The following is a 20508-nucleotide window of genomic DNA, read 5'->3' as shown; positions in this document are numbered from 1 at the left end:
GGGGCAACCTCAAGCACCTGTTTGCACATGACAATGTGTTGCTTTCAGCTTTGAGCCGAGAAGGAGTAGATGAATTGAGGGAAAAATTACTCAAAATGGTGAAAGAACAATACCATATTCGTTATCCTTATCAGTCACGACAGTGGTAAGTGATTTTTCGCGTTATACTAATTTTTTTATGTTATAATAAAAAACACTAATTTTATCCCATTCCAAAACGAAACCCATAAAGAAATTTATGGAAACCAACAGCTAGCATGAAACCGACACTTTTAATACTGGCCGCAGGCATGGGCAGTCGCTACGGTGGCTTGAAGCAAATTGATGGTGTAGGCCCAAACGGCGAAATCTTATTGGAATACTCCATTTATGACGCCATTCAGGCCGGTTTTGGAAAAGTGGTATTCGTGATCCGCAAGGAGATCGAAGCTGCTTTTATGGAAAAAATTGGGAATAAGTTGTCCCAATATGTTGAAGTCGACTTTGTATACCAGGGGTTTTATACCCCCATTGAAGGCGTTTCAGCTTTTCCACACCGCGAAAAACCTTGGGGCACTGGTCATGCCATTCTGGTTGCTTATCAAGCCATCAAGGAACCATTCGCGGTCATCAATGCCGATGACTATTATGGCGTAGATGGATTTCGTTCTATGGCGCGTTTTTTACAATCCGATTGTACGCCTCAGCATTTTTGCATGATCGGTTATGTTTTGGCCAATACCCTCTCGGAAAATGGTTTCGTTTCTCGCGGTGTTTGTGAAGTGGATGTCCAATTCACATTACTAAGTGTAACCGAACGCACCAAAATCAATCGGGAAGAAGACCAACGCATCTGCTTCGAAGACCAGGGACAAAAAGTTGCTTTGCCAGACGAAACCTATGTATCCATGAATTTTTGGGGTTTTCATGCCAATGTTTTTGAGTCACTTCGGCAAGATTTTGTGCAGTTTGTGCAAGACAACTGGAGCAATCCCAAAGCCGAATTTTACATCCCTACCGCGGTCAACAACATGATGAACCACCAGGGAGTGAAAGTTACTTTGTTGCCGAGTCAGGACTTGTGGTACGGTGTAACCTACCAGGAAGACCGCGCAACGGTGACCCGTGCTTTTGAGCAATTCATTGCCGAAGGCCGGTATCCACAAGATTTGTGGACAGGGCTTGCCAACTAATTTTGTACTCATTCAGTCTTTTGCCTACTAACCAATACCTCCATGCCATCAGCTACCGTTTTTTCCTATTTTGAATTTCCTGAAGATTTACAACTCAGCCCTCTGGGCAATGGCAACATCAACGATACCTGGTTGGGGACTTCAGCGGAGGGAGAAAAGGTAGTTTTACAGCGCATCAATTCAACGGTTTTTCCATATCCTGAGCGCATCATGCACAATTACCGGGTGGTTTTGTCGCATTTGCGCAGCAAAGACCTCAAGCTCCATTTGCCCAATCTTTTTCCAGGCATCGATGGACAAGGATATTTGTTTGATGAAGAAGGCCATTGTTGGAGAGCTGTGGAATATTTAGCGAATACCATAGCCATCGAACGTGCCGAAACCCCTGCTCAGGCACGCCAGGCAGGGAGTGCAGTTGGCACTTTTTTGTGTGGATTGTCAGATCTCGATCCACAAGAGGTACAAGATGCCTTGCCGGGTTTTCACGATAGCCTTAGTCGCTACCAGCATTTTTTAAGTGCAGTGCAACACAATTTGGCAGCTCGATTGTCGGACGTTCAGGCCGAAGTTGAATTTGTAAAACGCGAAGCCAGGGTTTTTGAAAAAATCCAGCATTTGGGCTTGCCTTTGCGCGTTGTACACAACGATCCCAAGATTGCCAATGTGCTCTTTGACCAACACAGCGGTGAGGCGGTAGCACTCATCGATTGGGATACCATCCAGGCCGGAAGTTTTCTGTCGGATTTTGGAGATATGGTGCGCAGCATGACCCCCAGTTTTTCAGAAGACGAACCCGATACCAGCAAAGTCCATCTGGAAATGCCTTTGTTCAAAGGGCTGGTTCAGGGTTTTGTGCCAACCATTCAAGCTGCACTTACTCCTGTGGAAAGGGATAATTTATTGCAGGGGGCATTTTGGATCATTTTGGAACAAATGATGCGCTTTTTGGGCGATTACCTCAATGGCGATCAATATTACAAGGTGCGTTACCCCGAACACAACCTTGTGCGGGCGCGAAACCAAATGGCACTTTACCAATCTATCCAAGCGCAAGAGTCAGATTTACAGCGCATTCTTACCCAATACCTCAGCTTGGGGGCACATTGAAAAGTATAGTTTTTTGACGGATTACTTCAACTCCAATTTCAAAAACCGCCCGGTGTGGCTTTTTTTGTGCTTGGCAATTTGCTCAGGCGTACCTGTACACACCACATCTCCACCTCTTTGGCCACCTTCCAAGCCCATGTCGATCACGTAATCTGCTACTTTGATCACGTCCATATTGTGCTCGATGACGAGTACGGTATTTCCCCGTTCGACCAACTTGTTGAGTACCTCCAGCAAATGCCGGATGTCTTCAAAATGTAGCCCCGTAGTGGGTTCGTCCAGGATATAGATGGTGCGGCCTGTATCGCGTTTGGACAATTCTTCCGCCAATTTTACCCGCTGGGCCTCACCACCTGAAAGGGTAGTTGCTTGCTGGCCCAGAGTGATGTACCCCAAGCCTACTTCCTCCAGGGTTTTGAGTTTGCGGTAGATTTTTGGAATATTTTTAAAAAATTCAACCCCTTCACTTACGGGCATGTCCAGCACATCGTTGATGGATTTGCCTTTGTATAGCACTTCGAGGGTTTCGCGGTTGTAGCGCCGTCCCAGGCAATTTTCGCAGTGGACGTATACATCGGGCAAAAAATTCATTTCTATCACCCGCATGCCCGAACCTTCGCACACTTCGCAGCGCCCCCCTTTGACGTTGAAAGAAAAGCGACCGGGTTTGTAGCCGCGTATTTTGGCCTCCGGCAATCCCGCAAAAATATTGCGGATGTCGGTGAATAAACCAGTATAGGTAGCCGGATTGGAGCGCGGCGTGCGTCCAATTGGCGATTGATCAATTTCAATGACTTTGTCCAAATATTCCAGGCCCTTGATTTCTTGGTAAGGCATCGGAGGCTTGAGGCTCTTGTAGATGTACTGCCTCAAAATGGGGTATAAGGTCTCGTTGATCAAGGTTGATTTTCCGCTGCCCGAAACCCCCGTTACACAGGAAAATGTGCCCAGGGGAATGCTGATCGACACGTTTTTCAGGTTGTTGCCTTTTGCTCCGATCAATTCCAGTACCTGCCCGGTTCCCTCACGGCGTTTTTTGGGCACCTCGATGCTGCGCCGGTTGCTGAGGTATTCCGAGGTGAGGGTATGTTTTTTCAAAAAAGTATGTGGCTTGCCTTCGGCAACCAATTCTCCACCGTGTTTGCCGGCCCCAGGCCCCAAATCGAGCAGGTAATCGGAAGCCATCATGATGTCTTTGTCGTGCTCAACAACCAATACGGTATTGCCAATACTGCTCAATTGTTGCAGGGCTTCGATGAGCTTTTGGTTGTCGCGTTGGTGCAGTCCAATGCTCGGTTCGTCCAGGATGTAGGTAACCCCGGTGAGTTGCGAACCAATTTGAGTGGCCAGACGAATGCGTTGAGATTCTCCACCCGAAAGGGTACGAGAAGCGCGATTCAACGTAAGGTATTCCAGCCCCACGTGCATCAAAAAGCCCAGGCGCAGGCTGATTTCCTTGAGTACATCTTTGGCAATGACCTGCTGCCGGTCGTTGAGAAAAACGTTGAGTCCGTCCATCCAGGTGACCAACTCGGCAATGTCCATACTGGCCAACTCACCGATGTGTCGGTCGTGTACCCGATAGTGCAAGGATTCTTTGCGCAAGCGAAATCCGTGACATTCCGGGCATTCATTGATGGTCATGAATTCTTCGGCCCAAAGCCGCATTTTTTCGGAGGTTGTTTCATCGTACCAGCGGCCCATCATTTTGAGCAGGCCCTCATGCGCCAGGTTGTAAATCGCATCTTCATCGTTTCCTGCCCCCAGTTTTATCGCCAGGTTTTTGCCCCCCCCGTGCAAAATGATGTCCATGGCTGCTTGGGGAATGTCTTTGATCGGCGTAGTCAGTGCGAATTTGAATTCTTTGGCGATGATTTTAAGTTGTTTGAAAGACAGGTTTTCGCGCAATTCGCCCAAGGGCGCAAAACCTCCATCGCTGATACTTTTGCTTGGATCGGGAATGACTTTGTCTACATCCACCTGATTCACAAATCCCAGGCCATTGCAGGTTGGGCAGGCGCCGTAGGGAGAGTTGAAAGAAAACGTATTGGGAGAAGGCTCTTCGTATGAGACCCCCGAATCAAAATCGAACAAGTGTTTGCTGTAGGTCGTCATCCGTTGGGTGTCCATGTCCAGGATCATCACTACGCCATTGCCAATTTTGAGAGAAGAAGCCAGCGATTCAAACAAGCGCCCCGGATTTTGGGGATTGATGCTGATTCGATCCACCACAACCTCTATGTCGTGGACTTTATAGCGGTCGGCCTGCATATCGGGCACTACGTCCAAAATTTCGCCATCCACCCGGATTTTGGTGAATCCTTGCTTGCGAACTTGCTCAAACAACTCGCGGTAATGTCCTTTGCGCCCCCGCACCATGGGGGCCAACAGGGATACTTTTTTATTGGCATAATCGACCAGCAGGCGCTCGCGCATTTGCTCCTCGCTGAAGCGCTCCATTTTTTTGCCAGAAGCATAAGAATAAGCCTCACCAATTCGGGCATACAACAAACGCAAAAAATCGTAAATTTCAGTGATGGTACCTACCGTTGAGCGCGGGTTGCGGCCTGTAGTTTTTTGTTCGATGGAAATAACCGGACTCAAGCCATTGATGCGTTCTACATCTGGGCGTTCCATTTCCCCAATAAATTGACGGGCATACGCGGAAAGGGTTTCCATATAGCGCCGTTGCCCCTCTGCGTAAATGGTGTCAAAAGCAAGAGAAGACTTGCCGCTGCCGCTGATGCCGGTAATTACCACCAGCTTGTTGCGGGGAATGCGCACATCGATGTCCTTGAGGTTGTGCTCGCGGGCTCCAATCACTTCAATGTATTCCTGATGGTCTATTCCGTTGGTTTGATTTGACATGCCATTTTTGAGTTTTGGGGTTTTAAGTTCTAAGGTTGCTGAGCCTAAGGTTGCTGAGCGTAGCCGAAGCAACCGTAAAACTTAAAGTGCAAAAATAAAACTTAAATCATTTCTTTTTAAAAGAGAATGATTTTAAATAGATGTTTGTTTAAATTTTTTGCTCACTAAGTATGACATAAAAAATTACTTTGCTCAAAAAAAACGTTTCTTAATTGTCAACAAAGTATCCTGATATGACAAAGCGTCAATTTAAGTTGTTTTTGCCTCAGTGCATCCAATTTTCGGTAACCCTTGGCGGCATCTTGCTGGTGATGACTGCTTGCCAGAACCCCACCGCAAAAGAAAATGCCAAAGTAGAAGAAGATCCCCTTACCGCCATCGAAGCCATGGTGAATGAAACCAAGGCCATCGCTGAAGCAGAAGAAAATCGCGTCGAAGAGAAAACCATCAAAACGCTGGATAGTTTGGCGTTTTTGAAATTTGATCCAGGTTCGGCACCAGACAGATTGTATCAGGCCATTCGTGCGGGTAAAAAACTTCGAATGGAAGTATTTTTATTTAAAACCCTCAATTTTGAAAAAGACAAATCCCAAGTACTGCCTGCGATGCAGACGGAATTGAGCCAGATGACGAAAATTATGCAGGCTTTTCCAGCCTTCAGATTTGAGATTGCTGCCCATACCCAAGGAGTTGGAGATCCAATTTTGCACCTCACTCTTTCTCAGGATCGGGCAACGGCAATCCTGGAAACCTTGGTCAAAATGGGCATCGATCCGGCGCGTATGAAGGCCACCGGCTACGGAGACGACCTCCCCGTAGCCGATAGCGCAATGCCCGAAGGCCGATTGGCCAACGAACGAGTAGAATTAACCTTCTTGAAGTAAATACTTAATCATGATTTGTAAATGTTCAAATCTAAATACGCGTTGCGCAATTTTCCCTCTGGATCGTAGGTTTTGACCAACTGCAAGAAATCCGCCCATTTTTCATAACGGGAATGAAGGATGTCTGGAGCAATGGTAAACAGTTTTCCCCAGTGTGGACGTGCCTGAAAAGGTGCCAGTTCAGCTTCGATCATCGGCAACAATTTGGTGACCTCAGGGATATTTTGTTTCCAGGTAAAATGGATGGCTACAGAATCCCTTTGATAGCAAGGACTCATCCAGAAATTGTCTGCAGCGATGGTGCGAATTTCGCTGATCATCAATTGCGGATAGATCAAATGTCCTTTTTTTTCCAGTGCCAGAATCGCGTCAACGGCATTCTCGCGAGGCACAAAAAATTCTGATTGTAATTCTTTGCCGCTACTGGGCGTAAAACCCATTTTGAAGTGTGGAAGCCGCTCATACCAGGGGCCGGGCTCGCCCATTTGATCGGTGCAATTTTCGGCAGAAAGGCGGGTGATCGGGTGCAGGTTTTTGGTAGCTGCTTTTGCCCCATAAAAATCATTGCCCAAGTCTTGAGTAGTGGGTTCCACTTTGCGTTTTACCCATACCTGGCTGATGACCTGATTTTGCCAATCCGTAAACAAACTGACGCTGTATCCACTGGACATGATGGCTTCAAAATTGTCTTGCAGCGCCTGCAATGGTAAATCCTGAAAAAGATCCTGACGCACCATATAGGTAGGCTGAATGTCCAGGGTCACTTTGGTAATGATACCCAAGGCCCCTAACCCAACTATCGCACCATTGAATGCCGCGCCATCCTTGGCGCGGCTCAAGGCCACAAGGTCTCCATTCGGTTTGACCAGTTCTAGCGCAGCTACTGCCGTGGCAAGATTGCCATTGCTTACCCCCGATCCATGCGTAGCAGTGGAGCAAGCACCCGCAACCGAAATGTGAGGCAATGAAGCCAGGTTGTGCAACGCGTAGCCTTTTTTATCCAGTTCCTCGGCAAATTGACCATATCGTGCACCCGCTTCTACGGTCACGGTTTGTGCTTTTTCGTCAATCGACAAGAGTTTGTTGAGGTTTTGGGTAGAAATCTGGTTTTGTGGGCTGTCGGCAATGTTGTTGAAACAATGACAAGAACCCAAGGCTTTTTGCCGATCCAGGGTTTTGACCAAGGCTTGGATTTCTTTTACCGTTTTGGGTTCGTGTAGGTTGGTCGCTTTGTATTGGTAGTTGCCTGCCCAGTTGCTGCGCATGATTTTTTCTGTTGTTTTGTTGGGTTTGCAAGAGCTAAGTGGTGACAATAAGCTTCCTGCCACCACAATGGAAGAGGTTTTAAGGAATGTTTTTCGTTTCATTGTTTGTTTGATAGCAGATTGAAAAAGTGCGATTGATGCACAAGAGCATGTCTAAATATTTTCGCTTAAAACAGAAATATTTAGACATGCTCTTACAATTGTAAGAAAAAATTGGCAAACGGTAAAGACAATTTTGCTCAAACAAACAACGGCGAATAAATCGTTCAATTTACCCGCCGTTGTTAAAAGTTGTTGCACTTGTTATACTCCAGGAAACAGATGATTTCGGAATGCATCAACAAACAAACGGTGATCTTCACGCACTTTGGCTGCGTATTGCTCCCCGAATTCGGTCATGTACTGCACGTACTCGGCCTCTTTGCCATCCAAAACCTCGTTGATCGCTTCTTCGGTAGAGTAGTCGATCAGGGTTTGATCGCTGTCGTCATCTGAGCAGCAATGGATTTTGGCTACACAGCTACCCAGGTATTCCACTACTTCCAAGATATCGTCCAGATCATTGATGTCGCCCCAGTCTAAATCAGCGGTGTAAGGAGAAATTTCCGTTACAAACATGCTTTGGCCATCCAGAGAAGTGTACCCCAGGAAAGGATCGGCGTTGGCCTGTAAGGCGCGTTGAGAAACAGAAGTTCGGTGGCCTTCGCTGAGGAAATAATTTTTGGCTTCCTCATCGTGTACGTATTTGGAGGCAGCCGAAGGCATGGCCATTTTCATCGAAATGATCAAATCGTTTTCGAGTGCCTGGGTTTCTCCTTCCAACAGAATGCTGTATATCTTCAAACCTGCACTGCCGATGCCCAAACCACGGCGCAAGGCGATGTCCTTGATTTCGTAGGTTATTTTAGATCGACGCTTGCGATTGGGGATCGTATTGTAATACTCCAATAAGGCCGCCTCGATTTTTTTGCGCAAGGCTTCGTCCTTAATCGGAGAGATCATCTTGTCTGATTTGAACTGGCGGTCACCTTCCACGATGTCGGTTTCCATGTCCAATAGTCCAACACGGGTGAGTTGCCGAGCCTTGTACAATACCTGTAGAAGTGCACCTTTGGTGTTTTCCAGCTTTAAGGCAAAGTTTTTGTCATCGCCTGAGGCAAAACGTGCAATCTGGCGCGCATAACTGCGGGCGCCATGGGCCACAATTTCGCGGATTTCGGCATCGCTCAAAGCTTTTTGGTAACCAATTAGTGCCAAACTGGCGCAGAAACGCTTTACGTCCCAGTTGAAAGGAGCAAGGTAAGCTTCGTCAAAATCATTGACGTCAAAAATCAAAATGCCCTTTCCGTTCATGTACGTACCAAAATTCTGAGCGTGCAAATCGCCCTGAATCCAGACCCGACTGGTTTTTTCGTTCAAAAACGGGTCATTGTCCTGAGAAATATCCGCGTAAAACAAAGCGGCGCTGCCGCGGTAGAAAGCGAAAGGCGTTTCTGACATTTTCCGGAATTTGCCCCGCCAGGCCGAAGGATCAAGGGCGAGGAGGTCGGAATAATTGTCGGTAAATGATTGGATGATGAAGGCTTGTCTTTCCGTAAGTAAGACTGGTGTCGAAGGTGTGGCTGGATTTTCCATGCTTAGAATATGAATTTGTCTTGTTTATGTGTGCAATGGCATGATTTCTGGGAGAAGGAAGTGGGTGGTAATTTTCTGATAGTAAGCAATTTTTGCAGTTAATTTACAACAAAGTTACCCACATCACAAAATTAACAACTATGTTGAGTTTTAAGAAAATTGAAGGGATGAATTTGAGTTTTGTTTATTTGTTTTTTTCTTTGTACTGAATTTGAAGAATTCCCGAAAGCCAAATTAATTGCCCAAAATCACCAGGCAAAATCCCTCATTTTCCCTTATCTTACCCCTCTACAAACCAATTTCATGTACCAAGCACTAGCCCAACTCTCCGGCCAAATAGAAGGAGAGTTGCACTACGACAACCTGCACCGCACACTTTACGCAACTGATGGCTCTATTTATAAAGCTTATCCAATGGGCGTGGCGTTGCCCCGTTCGATAGCAGATCTGAAAAAGCTGATTGCATTTGCCCACAAACACCACACCTCGCTCATTCCACGTACTGCGGGCACATCATTGGCGGGGCAATGTGTAGGGGAAGGAATCGTTGTCGATGTATCGAAGCACTTTACACAAATTTTGGAAGTCAATCAAGCCGAACTATGGGTACGCCTACAGCCTGGAGTAATTCGGGATGAACTCAATAGGTACTTACAGACTTTCGGCCTCTTTTTTGGGCCCAACACCTCTACCGCCAACCGTTGCATGCTGGGAGGTATGGTAGGCAATAACTCTTGTGGAACCACCTCCATCGTATACGGCTCTACCCGCGATCACGTAATGGAATTGCATGGTGTGCTCAGCGATGGATCAGAAGTGGTTTTTGGACCGCTAAGTGCTGCCGAGCTGGAGGCAAAACTGAAACTGGATACACTAGAAGGACAAATTTACCGTCAAATTGTGGAGGAACTGAGCCCGGCAGATGTACAAGCGGAAATTCATGCCCAATATCCCAAACCCAGTATTCACCGTCGCAATACAGGTTATGCCATCGATCTTTTGCTGAAACAACAGCCCTTCGATCCCGATGGCAAGCCCTTCAATTTTGCCACCATGATTTGTGGCTCAGAAGGAACCCTAGCTTTGGTGACCGAAATCAAGTTGCAACTCGATCCATTGCCCGATCCATTTGAAGTGGTAGTCGCACCCCACTACCACAGCCTGCACGAGAGCATGCGCGCTACCCTGGTGGCCATGGCACATTGGCCATCTGCATGCGAGCTGATGGACAAAACCATTCTGGATTGCACCAAAGACAACATCGAGCAACAAAAAAACCGCTTTTTTATCCAGGGCGATCCTGATGCAGTACTCATGATCGAATTTAGGGGTAAAACCCTGGCAGAAGCTGAAGTCAAAGCCAATGCCATGATTCTGGACATGCAACAACAGGGCTTGGGATACCACTTTCCAAAAATTTATGCACCAGAGAGCAAAAGCGTTTGGGCGCTTCGCGCTGCAGGTTTTGGGGTTTTGTCCAATATGAAAGGGGAAAAAAAGGCCATCGAGTTTGTTGAAGATACCGCCGTAGACTTGGCAGATTTGCCCGCTTACATCGAAGAGTTTGCGGAAATCATGAAGCAATTTGACCAAAAAGTGGTTTACTATGCCCATGCTGGCGCGGGAGAATTGCATTTGCGCCCTTCCGTCAACCTCAAAACTGCTGAAGGCGTAGCCGAAATGCGCGCCATTGCCGAAGCATCTGCTCGGCTGGTGAAAAAATACCGCGGCTCGCTCAGTGGCGAACATGGCGATGGTCGGGTACGCGGAGAATTTATCCCCTTGATGCTGGGTGAAAAAAATTACCAAATCCTGCGCCGCATCAAACAGACCTGGGATCCAGGGTGCATTTTCAACCCAGGAAAAATTGTGGATGCACCGCCCATGAACACTTCTTTGCGCCACGATAACGAACCGCCAGAGAAACCCATTTCTACTGTTTTTGACTATTCAGAAGCTGGAAGTTTGATGGAGGCCATCGAGAAATGCAATGGCTCGGGCGATTGCCGCAAGTTGGCTTTTTCTGGGGGTACCATGTGCCCCAGTTACATGGCCACCCGCGATGAAAAAGATACCACTCGTGCCAGGGCAAATGCCTTGAAAGAGTTTTTGACAATGAATACCAAATCCAATCCTTTTGATCATTCCGAGATTTATGAGGCCATGGATTTGTGTTTGTCTTGCAAAGGTTGCAAATCAGAATGCCCCTCTAATGTAGACATGGCGCTGCTCAAAGCGGAATTTTTGTACCAATACCAATTGACCAATGGCACGCCCTTTCGCAGTAGAGTTTTTGGAAACATTGGAAAAATCAATAAGCTAGCGGCAATGCTACCTGGCTTGAGCAATGCCGTGTTGGGCAGCAGAATAACGGGTGGATTGATCAAAAAGATTTTAGGTGTGGCGCCTCAACGTTCTTTGCCACCGGTAGCCCGTAGTTTGCGCAATTGGTGGAACCGGGAAGGCAAAACAATTGCTGTAACGGGAAAACCAAAGGGCAAGGTTTATTTTTACTGCGACGAGTTTACGAATTACAACGATCCGGCCATCGGCCAAATGGCCATCAAATTGTTGTTGCGATTGGGCTATCAGGTTGAAATGCCCCAACATCCCGACAGTGGCAGGGCCTATTTTTCCAAAGGAATGCTGCGCGAAGCCCGCACTTTGGCCAATGCCAATTTGGTTTTTTTCAAAGATTTACTCAGCGAGGATACACCGCTGATTGGCGTCGAACCGTCGGCTATTTTGGGATTTAGAGATGAGTTTCCCCGCTTGGTTGCGCCCCACCGGATTGCCGCAGCTACCGCATTGGGCCAACATGCGATGGTGTTGGAGTCGTTTTTGTTACAGGAGGCCCAGGCTGGCCGCATTAGCGCTGACGATTTTACCGCTGCACCTCAAAAAATAAAAGTACACGGCCATTGCCACCAAAAAGCAATTGTTGGTGCAGAAGCAACCGCACAGATTTTGGCTTTGCCCCGCAATTATAGCGTGGAGCTGATTCCTTCTGGCTGCTGTGGTATGGCGGGCTCATTTGGCTACGAAAAGGAACATTATGAAGTGAGCATGCAAGTGGGAGAACTGGTACTCTTCCCCGCAGTCCGTTCAGCAGCTACAGACGAGATCATTGCAGCTCCGGGCACAAGTTGTCGGCATCAGATTCTAGATGGAACCGGGAAAAAGGCTTTGCATCCAGCAGAAGTGCTGTTCGCGGCGTTGGGGTGATCGGCTATTCATTTGAAATTGTCTTTAATCCTTTGTCTGTCTTCGTTGTCTTTTTCATTTTTGTGGTACAGTTCCACAAAAACAATACTTTTTTCTTCTTCGAAGTAGGCATAGATCAAACGAAGGCCTGAATTCACACCTTTGCCTTTCAGTGCTTTACACGCCATTTTTTTTACTTTGATCAGGCAAGTCTCTAACCCAAGGCCATCAATTCTGTAGCTAAAAGGTGGCCTTTCGTTGGGTTCTACTTCCAAAACGCGCTTCACTATCTCTAAATCATCATAGAGCGTGCGGTATTTTTTCAATAGACTTTTTAAATCTCGTTCGAAATCTGGGAGTTCATCAAAATTCATAGGGCATCTATTTCTTCGTTGTAGTTTCTTACGGAATAAGGTGTGTCTCGATAAAAAACCAATTCATAACTGATTTCTTCTCCGTCCTTTGTTGCCATCATAGGCATGTCTTTTTTAGTGTAATTTCTGATGGAAGAGACCGACCAGTCGCTCATTTGGTCAATAACTTTATCGATTATTTCTTTTTCACTTGCTTTTAAAAACTGTAAATCAGCCTTTATTAGCGGCAAATACCTCATTTGCATTTGGCCACCGTAATCGGTTTTCATTCTTTGTATGTACTGATTTTCTACTAATTGTAGAGCAATGTTTTCAAAACCTTTAGGAGATGGACCATGAGGCAACTTGAAATATTGGGCTCCGGTTAGTTGCTCTTCATACAATTCATAGCAATTGAAATCTGAAAAATAGAGCAAATGAATCAAGCTACTTTCTCCAACATTGGGCTTACCAGCACATTTTTCTAAAATGTAAAGCAAGACGTTTTTGAATTTATCCAGTTGTAATGAAGGGGTAGAAATGCGCTCAGCTGATTCAATGGATTGAACGTTGCCTGTAGGTTGCATTACTTGGCTCGTAGAAAAATCTTCAGATAAAAAATTATCCAAAGAAAAGCCCAGTGCTATAGATAGTTTTTGTAGTTCCAATACATCCAAACTTCGATTTCCGAGTTCAATTTGGGCTAAAGATGGTCTGGATATTTCTATTTTTTGAGCTAAATCTGCTTGAGACAAGCCTTTCCCCTTACGCAACTCACCGATGCGAATACCAATTTGTTTGCGGGAAATGAGTTGAATTGCCATGTGAATTTCAGTTAAGAGATTTGGCTGTAAATTTAATGATTGTTTGATTATAAAACAAGAGGTTGATTTAAATTAAAACCAAAAACCAATAAGCTTACCTTTTTTTAAATAAATGTAAAGTACCAAGCCCAGCAATGCGATTCCCCCCAGCACCCAAGCCACGGGAAAAGGTGCCTGCATTGCAATGGCACTGTCTTCTCCAATGTAAGTCAATGCGGCCCAGTAATAAGGTGCTTTATGGAAAACCGGAATATCTGGATTGTCCAAATAATCGATTTTTGCCTGGTTGAGTGCTACCGATTTGCGTTGTCCGCTGCGCAAATGGGCATAAAAAGAATCAAAGAGCGTTGAACTTGCTGCTTCGTTGACCGACCATAAAGTAGCCACCAGTCCCTTGGTGCCAGCGTAGGCAAAAGCCCGTGCTAAACTCATCACGCCTTCACCCTCTCGCCATTCGCCCAATCCACTTTGACAGGCACTCAGACAAACCAGGTCGGCTTGCAAGGACAATGCATAAATATCGGACAATGAAGCCCGACGCTCGTAAAATTCTATTCCGGCAGTGTTGCGCAGAGTATCTGCCGAGGCATGGGTCGCCAAATGCAGGATGCTGTATTTTGGCGCATTTTCGGCAAAATATTGCCAGCTGGCATCCGAATTAAAAAATACTCGTTTCGTGATTCCCTTGATTTGTTCAACTTCAATTTTGCTGTTGCGCAAAGGTGTTAAGCCCCTTTCGTTTTGAACAAACTCTGGTGCAAAGGCCAGCAAGCAGGCCTTTTTCGGGGTTTGCAAATCTTGCTGAGACATTAGAATCCCCAGCGAATAGCCATATTGTACTTGTACTTGACGGCACCAAAACGGAACTTGCGACCACCTTGCCACGGTTTTTTCTGATGATACCAACGCTTCAAAAGGCAACGCGCTCAACCAGGCATCGGGAATCAAAACTATGGATGTACAGGAGGAGGGAATCAACCTTTTGGGCACCAATTTGGAGAAAAGTTGCCACGCAATTTGCTGGTAATGTTGCACGTCGTAGCCCGTTTTATCCTGGATCAAACGTAGAACTTGCCCTACCTCTGCATGCAAGGTTTTGGATGAACCAATTTTTACCCAACTGAATTGCCCTGCCTCAGACATGCCAAAAAGGTAGGTTTGATCCGCTCCCACAAAAAATTCCAGAACCATTCCTTCTTGTTGATCCAACAAGCGGCTACGGATTTTATCAAAGTCAAGTGCCGCCAATTGATCTTTGTAATGGGCATAAGCCGGGTATTTTTTGGTCAACTGTTTTTTTACATCCGCCAATGCATCGCGAATTTGATTGGCCTGACGCAGGTAGTTTTTATTGAGAGAATTGTTGTCGGCGCTGAGCGCAGCATTTTCAAACCAGGCAATTTGCTTTTTAAATCTAATCTCTTTCAGCAGCAAGGTATCACCGGTATTCAGGGCTTGTTTGATGCGGTTTTCTTGCACGGCTTCGAGGAGTACGGCTGCTTTGTTTTGTTCAAGCATCGTCCAGGCATTCTGCAAAATGCGCGTGTGGTTGGTTTGGGTGTATAGGTCAAAGGCAATGGCAATGGCGGATTCCATCCGCTTGCGGCTGTAGGCGAGCAAACTGAGTTTGGAGGATTCAAATTGCAAGGTATTGCGCAGCGAGAGTTCTACTTGTTGGGCCAATTGGTGACAGTGGAACGCTACCTCCAGGTAATGCAGCGAATGGTTCTTTTTGTATAAAAGGGCGAGTGCTTCTGCCTTGCCTGCCAGGGCTTCGTAGAGGGTATTTTCTTCATAAAGGTGTTTTCCCTCGGGCAAAGAAGTGGGTGAAATGGGCTTGTAGAGTGGAATCACTGCAGTTAAAGCGGCATCAAAAAAGTGTATTGCTTGTTCCGCTTGTCCTTTTTGCAAAAACACATTGGCGTATTCCAGGTTGATTTTGCCGTATTCGCGGTGCTGAGTGCCGTACACTTTACGGGCAAGCTGCAATGCACGGGTGAGTGCTTTCTCAGCCAAAGCGTACGCGCCACTTTGACGGTACATTGCTCCCTGCAAAGTATATGCTCCCGCCAGATAATCCAGAATGTCCTGGTCTTTTTGAGGAATCGATTCGAGGGTGTGCAAGGCTTTTTTCAATACTTCGGAAGCTCGAGAACTTTGCCCCAATTCGAATCTGCTGCGCGCTTCACTCAAGCAAAGCAAGCCTTTTTTTGCAGGCGAAAGCCCCTCAATCTGGAGTCCTTTGGCAAAATAAATTAAAGCTTCAGCGTTGCGGCTTTCGTTCCAGTACGTAACGCCCAGGTTGTTGTACAATCCGGGCAAACTTTCCTGGCCTGCTTCTTTCAGTGCTTGATCGTAAAGTACGCGGGCTTTTTCGTTTTCACCCAAGCGGGTGTAATGGGCAATGAGGGGTTTGTACAAGTACTCCACCATCTCTGGAAAATGATAGCGTTTGTGCCAACGCAAGGCTTCTTCATACGCTTGCACCGATTCCAGTACTTTGCCCAATTGGAAAAGATAATCGGCCCGACTGAGTTGAGCCCAAAGTAGTTCTTCTGCTTCAAGGGCATTTTTGGGTGTACGCCAAAGTTTTTTGATGCTTTGATCCAGAATGACTAAAGCCTGATTGGGATCTTCGAGGGCGTTTTGCCGATCCCAGTTGAAGCGGAGGTAATTGGCCAGTTGATTGCGGGAACGAAAATGGACGAGCGAATCCTGCTGCGAAAAAGCAAAACAGGAAAAGGTCAACAAAGCCAACAAAAGCAAAAAGCGATTGAAAAACAAGATTGTGGACTTGAATATGGTGTACTTTTTATTCTACTAAGGCTTTCTCCAGCGCCTCTTTTCTCGATTGGTAGATAAACTTTGGTGTTTTTGCAACCAATTGGGTGTACAAATCCAACGCATTGCGAGTCAGCTCAGCATTTTGGGCATCCAAACGATGAAGTTCAAAGTATGCCGCTGCCTGCTGATCAGGACTCAACGTACGTTTCAGCACAGTTTGCAGTACCTGCTCTGCTTCCGAGGCTTGACCATATAGATTCAGCCGTTTGGCGTTGAGCAGGGCGCCCTCAAAATACAAATCGGGGTGATCCAGATCTCGCGCCAACTGTTGGGCTTCATTGCAAGCTTTATCCAACTCGGCGTGTTCCCCGGTTTCCAGTAAAACCGTACCTTTTTCTGCCAAACTCAATCCCAGTACCAACTTGTTGCCAATAGCACGGGTGATGTCGATGGCACGATTGTAAAAATGCAAGGAACGTGGATATTGCTGAAGGTTGTAAAAAATATCGCCCAAGGTGTTGACGGCTTTAGCCAGTCCTTTTTGATATCCCAACTCTTCACACAGCATCAAAGCTTTTTGCATGTATTCGATTGCCTTGTGGAAATCCCCCTGAATATTGAGCAATTGACCAATGAAGCCGAGGGCGATGGATTGACCTTGTTTGTCGCCCAGTTCTTCGGTGAGTTCAAGGTCTTTTACGTACAGCTCCATTGCATCATTGTACTTGCCCTGTCGCTCGTAGATGAGGCCGATGTTGCCAATGGCTACCGCTGTGAGGTGTTTGTTTCCCAATTCGTTGGCCAGATCCAACCCTGCCTGAAAGTGAAACAAAGCCTCCTGGTAATCTCCTTTTTCTTGCAATACAATGCCAATGTAAGTATGAATAGTGGCCATGCCCGGTTTGTCGTTGTGGGCTTGGCAATAGGCCAATTGTTCTTGTTGTTGGCGGATGCCCTCGTCGTAATTCCCTTGGTTCATGTAGGTGAGTCCCAGGTTGGCTACAATTTGAGAATCTACAACATATCCCCGTATTTCCTGGCCGATGGCTAGTGCACTTTGGAAATGTTTTTTGGCTTCTTCGTATTTTCCTTGTCGAAAATACAGATTTCCCAAGTTGCCATACACTTCCGCAAAGCCAAACTTGTCGTCTACGGATTCGAAAAGCAATACCGATTTTTGGTAATAACGCATCGCTTCGGTATAATCACCGCGCAGCATGACTACTCTACCCATGCTGTTGTGGGCACGACCCAGCAAAACCACATCGCGGTGCTGTTTGGCTAGATCCAATGCGAGTTTGTAGCTCTCCTCGCATTCGTCCCATTTGCCAATCAGTTCCTGTATTTTGCCCTTTTTGAGCAATGTTTTGATTTGACTGGCAATGTCCTGGTTGCTGCCCAGCAACTGGAGTAGTTTTTCGTACAATTCCAGTGCCTGTTGGTTTTGGAAGTTGCGCCGGGCGAAGTCGCCTGCTTTGCGCAGGTAAGCACAGGTTTTGTCAAATACCCCTGCCTGCTCATAATGGAAGGCCAAATCCACAAACCGTTCTTCGATGTGATCGGCATAAAGGCGCTCAATGGCTTCCGCAATCAAGCGGTGCAACTGCTGAAGCCTGGCGCGCAACTGCATGCTGTAAGCCGCTTCACGCAGCAAGGAGTGGCGGAAAATGTACCGCAACTCGTTCATTGCCCGCCAGATTTGCACTTTTTCAGCTACACCGATTTGCTCGGTCAGCAATTCTACATTCTGGTTGCTCCTGGAAAATTCCTCATTGTATTTCATCACTTCGGTTAGCACTGGTAGTTCAAACTCGCGGCCAATCACTGCTGCAGCTTTAACCGTTTCTTTGACCAAAGAAGGCAAGCGGTCGATGCGGGCGGTGAGAATAGAGTTGATAGAACTCGACAACTGAATGTTTTCGTCGGTCAGGTTCCATAAGCCATCCACTTTTTTGAGCAGCATTTGCTCCGAAAAATATTCCAACAGTTGTTCCAGGTAAAAAGGGTTGCTGTTGGCCGCACGCTGCAAAAGCACAAAAAAGGTATTAGAAATAGGGCCTTGTAGTTTAATCTCTGCAAACTGGCGTACGGCTTCAGGTTGCAGCACGTTGAGGTCTATTTCCAATGGCCCGCGTACCTGGTGGGTTTCCAATAGCAAAGGATCCAAAATCTGTGGCCGCTGTCCTTCTTCTCCATAGCGGGAAGTGATGAGCAAGAAGATGGGATAACGCTTCAGGTAACGCACCAATTCGACGAGCAATTCCTGAGAGTTTTCGTCAATCCAGTGGCCGTCTTCCAGTTCTATGGTGAGTGGTCGAATCAGTGATTCGGCCAAAAACAAATCAATGATGGATTGAATGGTATTCTGGTAGCGCCCTCGAGCGTCCAGTTGTTCCCACAAAGAATCGAAATAAACTATGCCGACCTGTGCTGCCAAAACAGATTTGGTACGGATCAGATCGTCGCGCAAAGCCTGCGCATCAGATATGCCATGTAGCTTGTCGAGTAATTGTTGAAAGCGGGCCTCAAACCGCTGAAGGTTGCGTGCCGTATTTTTTTCAAGCGACTGATCGAAGTAATTCTTTAAAAAATACACGAAGGGATTGAAGGGCTTGCGCAAAATTTGATCCGCTGGACAAGAGTACCATTGTACTTTTTGATCAGCCATCAAAGACTCTTTCAATTCATAACTCAAGCGACTTTTTCCAATCCCGGCTTCGCCAAAAACGTAGGCTATACCCGTAGGGAGTACATCCAATAATGGTGTGGTGAAATCAATAAGCTGAAACATTTCCGCATCCCGACCAACCATGTTATCGTTGTATACTTGTTGGCGACTTTCATTTCGCCCAATCAGTACATAAGTAGGTATGTCTCCTTTTACTCCTTTGTATTGAATATCCCCACGGTGCTGGAAACTGAAGTAACGGCTTTTTTGAATTTCGCCGTCAACCAATACTTCTTCCCATTCGGCATGAGCCATGATGCGCGCAGCCAAATTGACCCGATTGCCCACCGCTGCGTACTGCAAGCGCTCTCGTCCACCGATTAGACCGGTGTAAGCGGTGCCTTCAGTTGCAGCGGCTTTGAATTGCACCCCGTATTGAGCACGCAATTCGTACAACTCCTGATTCAATGCATGGATGAATTCCAGTGCGCGGTCGATGTTGTTTTCAAAAGAGACAGGTGCCCCAAAAAAACAGGTCATTACGCCTCCTTTGTCTCCAAAATCAATTTCTTTGAAATAACCACTGAAATTGTTGATCTGCTCAATGACAACTCCGGCAAACTTGTTGAGCAAGGTATGATTGGGTACTCCTTCAAATGCAATAAAAACAGAAATCACCGTTCGAAACTCTCCTACCTGATTGTAATCAATAATCTCTGGTGGCAAAAACAACTCCAAAACATCTCGGCGCAATTTTGGAAGTTCCTTAAATGTCAGGTTAACCGGTTGTACGGTGACATGAGGACCCAAGCAAAAAAAGTTATCTCCTACAGGAATTACATCGATATTGGGCGGCAATTGCGACAATAGTACTCCATCCAAAGCGATAGAAGAGGAGTGATTTTTGGCTAAATCCTGACAAATGCCCGCCTGTTGGACGGGATCTCCCCGAAAATAAAAAGCCCGGTGATAGCGACCAACGATGCCCCATTCTACCGTACCGTAAGACAGGCCAATCTTTACCCCAATTTTAAATGCACCAAATTTGTTTGACCGCAGTTTAAAAAGATCCCTTACCGATAGGGCTGCATCCATAAAGACATCCACCCCAATTTCCTCACTTTGCGGGAAAATCGCGGTAAATGCATCGCCAGCATAGTAAGGGATGAACCCACCGTGGGTATAAACGACTTCCACCAAAGGCTCAAAAATCTCTTTAAGAATCAGCGATAACTCTTCTGCACCCCTTCCTCCTTTGCCCATCAGGGTTTCTGTGAGAGGTGTGAATCCAGACAAGTCCACAAACATGACGTATGCTTGCAACGAATTGTGCAAATTTCGCTGATCAAATTGCTCCTGGATGAAATGTGGAATGAGATGTCTCACAGTTTTCTGACCTATGGTGTTTTAAAAGAAAATGGAAATACGCTTGATCCATCTCCTTCTGATTGGTATCTTCTAGCTTGGCAAGTTAATAAGATTTTTGAAAATATCGGTGATTTGTATCTTCGATTGAATAAGATGAAGTAAACAATCTCGCTTACACCATAATAGTAGTAACCTACCAAATTTACAATTATGCATATTTTTTTAATAAAAGCTTTGAATTGTAAGCAGTAGAATACTACCTTTACACTCCGCTTTGAAAGCAAGGCAAAAGAAGAAAGAGGATTGAGGGAGATGACGAGTCAGCAGATCGGCTAAAAAGAAACTCAAAAAAAGTTCTTCAATAATTAGGAGTTTA

Annotated in this window: 11 protein-coding genes; 4 read left to right on the top strand and 7 right to left on the bottom strand. The window is 46.2% G+C overall.

Annotation, left to right across the window (positions count from 1 at the left end; translation table 11 throughout):
* Positions 1–257: 257 nt before the first annotated feature.
* Both ABW391_RS08620 and ABW391_RS08615 read left to right on the top strand, forming a co-directional pair.
* Entirely contained in the window at positions 258–1172 is a 915-nt protein-coding gene (locus tag ABW391_RS08620; protein WP_353481445.1) for a nucleotidyltransferase family protein, read from the top strand.
* Between the two features lie 42 nt (positions 1173–1214).
* On the top strand, positions 1215–2279 hold the full coding sequence (locus ABW391_RS08615; protein WP_353481444.1) for a phosphotransferase enzyme family protein: 1065 nt from the start codon (positions 1215–1217) through the stop codon (positions 2277–2279).
* Positions 2280–2300: 21 nt separating this feature from the next.
* Here ABW391_RS08615 and uvrA read toward each other — a convergent pair whose 3' ends face one another.
* On the bottom strand, positions 2301–5147 hold the full coding sequence (gene uvrA, locus ABW391_RS08610; protein WP_353481443.1) for an excinuclease ABC subunit UvrA: 2847 nt from the start codon (positions 5145–5147) through the stop codon (positions 2301–2303).
* Between the two features lie 233 nt (positions 5148–5380).
* Between uvrA and ABW391_RS08605 the strand changes: the two genes are divergently transcribed.
* Positions 5381–6031 (top strand): OmpA family protein, encoded by a 651-nt coding sequence (locus ABW391_RS08605; protein WP_353481442.1) that lies wholly within the window; start codon positions 5381–5383, stop codon positions 6029–6031.
* An 8-nt stretch (positions 6032–6039) separates the two neighbouring features.
* On the opposite strand, the gene ABW391_RS08600 is transcribed toward ABW391_RS08605, so the two are convergent.
* Together ABW391_RS08600 and ABW391_RS08595 are read right to left on the bottom strand one after the other, a co-directional pair.
* Complete coding sequence (locus tag ABW391_RS08600; protein WP_353481441.1) at positions 6040–7398, bottom strand: FAD-binding protein; 1359 nt, start codon at positions 7396–7398, stop codon at positions 6040–6042.
* A 201-nt stretch (positions 7399–7599) separates the two neighbouring features.
* On the bottom strand, positions 7600–8931 hold the full coding sequence (locus ABW391_RS08595; RefSeq protein ID WP_353481440.1) for a DUF2252 domain-containing protein: 1332 nt from the start codon (positions 8929–8931) through the stop codon (positions 7600–7602).
* Between the two features lie 303 nt (positions 8932–9234).
* On the opposite strand from ABW391_RS08595, the gene ABW391_RS08590 reads away from it, so the two are divergent.
* Entirely contained in the window at positions 9235–12156 is a 2922-nt protein-coding gene (locus ABW391_RS08590; protein ID WP_353481439.1) for an FAD-binding and (Fe-S)-binding domain-containing protein, read from the top strand.
* Between the two features lie 8 nt (positions 12157–12164).
* Here the strand turns inward: ABW391_RS08590 and ABW391_RS08585 are convergent, their stop codons facing one another.
* The 4 genes from ABW391_RS08585 to ABW391_RS08570 form a co-directional block, all read right to left on the bottom strand.
* Positions 12165–12509, bottom strand: coding sequence for a hypothetical protein (locus tag ABW391_RS08585; protein WP_353481438.1), 345 nt, complete (start codon positions 12507–12509; stop codon positions 12165–12167).
* On the bottom strand, positions 12506–13312 hold the full coding sequence (locus ABW391_RS08580; RefSeq protein WP_353481437.1) for a type II toxin-antitoxin system antitoxin SocA domain-containing protein: 807 nt from the start codon (positions 13310–13312) through the stop codon (positions 12506–12508). The genes ABW391_RS08585 and ABW391_RS08580 overlap by 4 nt, the downstream gene beginning before the upstream one ends.
* Positions 13313–13384: 72 nt before the next feature.
* Positions 13385–16096: a CHAT domain-containing protein gene (locus tag ABW391_RS08575; protein WP_353481436.1), complete on the bottom strand. Its 2712-nt coding sequence runs from the start codon at positions 16094–16096 to the stop codon at positions 13385–13387.
* Positions 16097–16124: 28 nt separating this feature from the next.
* A complete protein-coding gene (locus ABW391_RS08570) occupies positions 16125–20150 on the bottom strand; it encodes a tetratricopeptide repeat protein (protein ID WP_353481435.1) in 4026 nt (1341 codons plus the stop codon).
* Positions 20151–20508 lie beyond the last annotated feature (358 nt).

Source organism: Haliscomenobacter sp., assembly GCF_040403615.1.
Lineage (GTDB): Bacteria > Bacteroidota > Bacteroidia > Chitinophagales > Saprospiraceae > Haliscomenobacter.
Note: the sequence above shows the minus strand (reverse complement) of the source record. Positions and strands in the feature narration are given on the sequence as shown.

Coding starts and splice junctions, on each gene's coding strand:
- ABW391_RS08620 (WP_353481445.1), top strand. CDS start 258: ATGAAACCGACACTTTTAATACTGGCCGCAGGCATGGGCAGTCGCTAC.
- ABW391_RS08615 (WP_353481444.1), top strand. CDS start 1,215: ATGCCATCAGCTACCGTTTTTTCCTATTTTGAATTTCCTGAAGATTTA.
- uvrA (WP_353481443.1), bottom strand. CDS start 5,147: ATGTCAAATCAAACCAACGGAATAGACCATCAGGAATACATTGAAGTG.
- ABW391_RS08605 (WP_353481442.1), top strand. CDS start 5,381: ATGACAAAGCGTCAATTTAAGTTGTTTTTGCCTCAGTGCATCCAATTT.
- ABW391_RS08600 (WP_353481441.1), bottom strand. CDS start 7,398: ATGAAACGAAAAACATTCCTTAAAACCTCTTCCATTGTGGTGGCAGGA.
- ABW391_RS08595 (WP_353481440.1), bottom strand. CDS start 8,931: ATGGAAAATCCAGCCACACCTTCGACACCAGTCTTACTTACGGAAAGA.
- ABW391_RS08590 (WP_353481439.1), top strand. CDS start 9,235: ATGTACCAAGCACTAGCCCAACTCTCCGGCCAAATAGAAGGAGAGTTG.
- ABW391_RS08585 (WP_353481438.1), bottom strand. CDS start 12,509: ATGAATTTTGATGAACTCCCAGATTTCGAACGAGATTTAAAAAGTCTA.
- ABW391_RS08580 (WP_353481437.1), bottom strand. CDS start 13,312: ATGGCAATTCAACTCATTTCCCGCAAACAAATTGGTATTCGCATCGGT.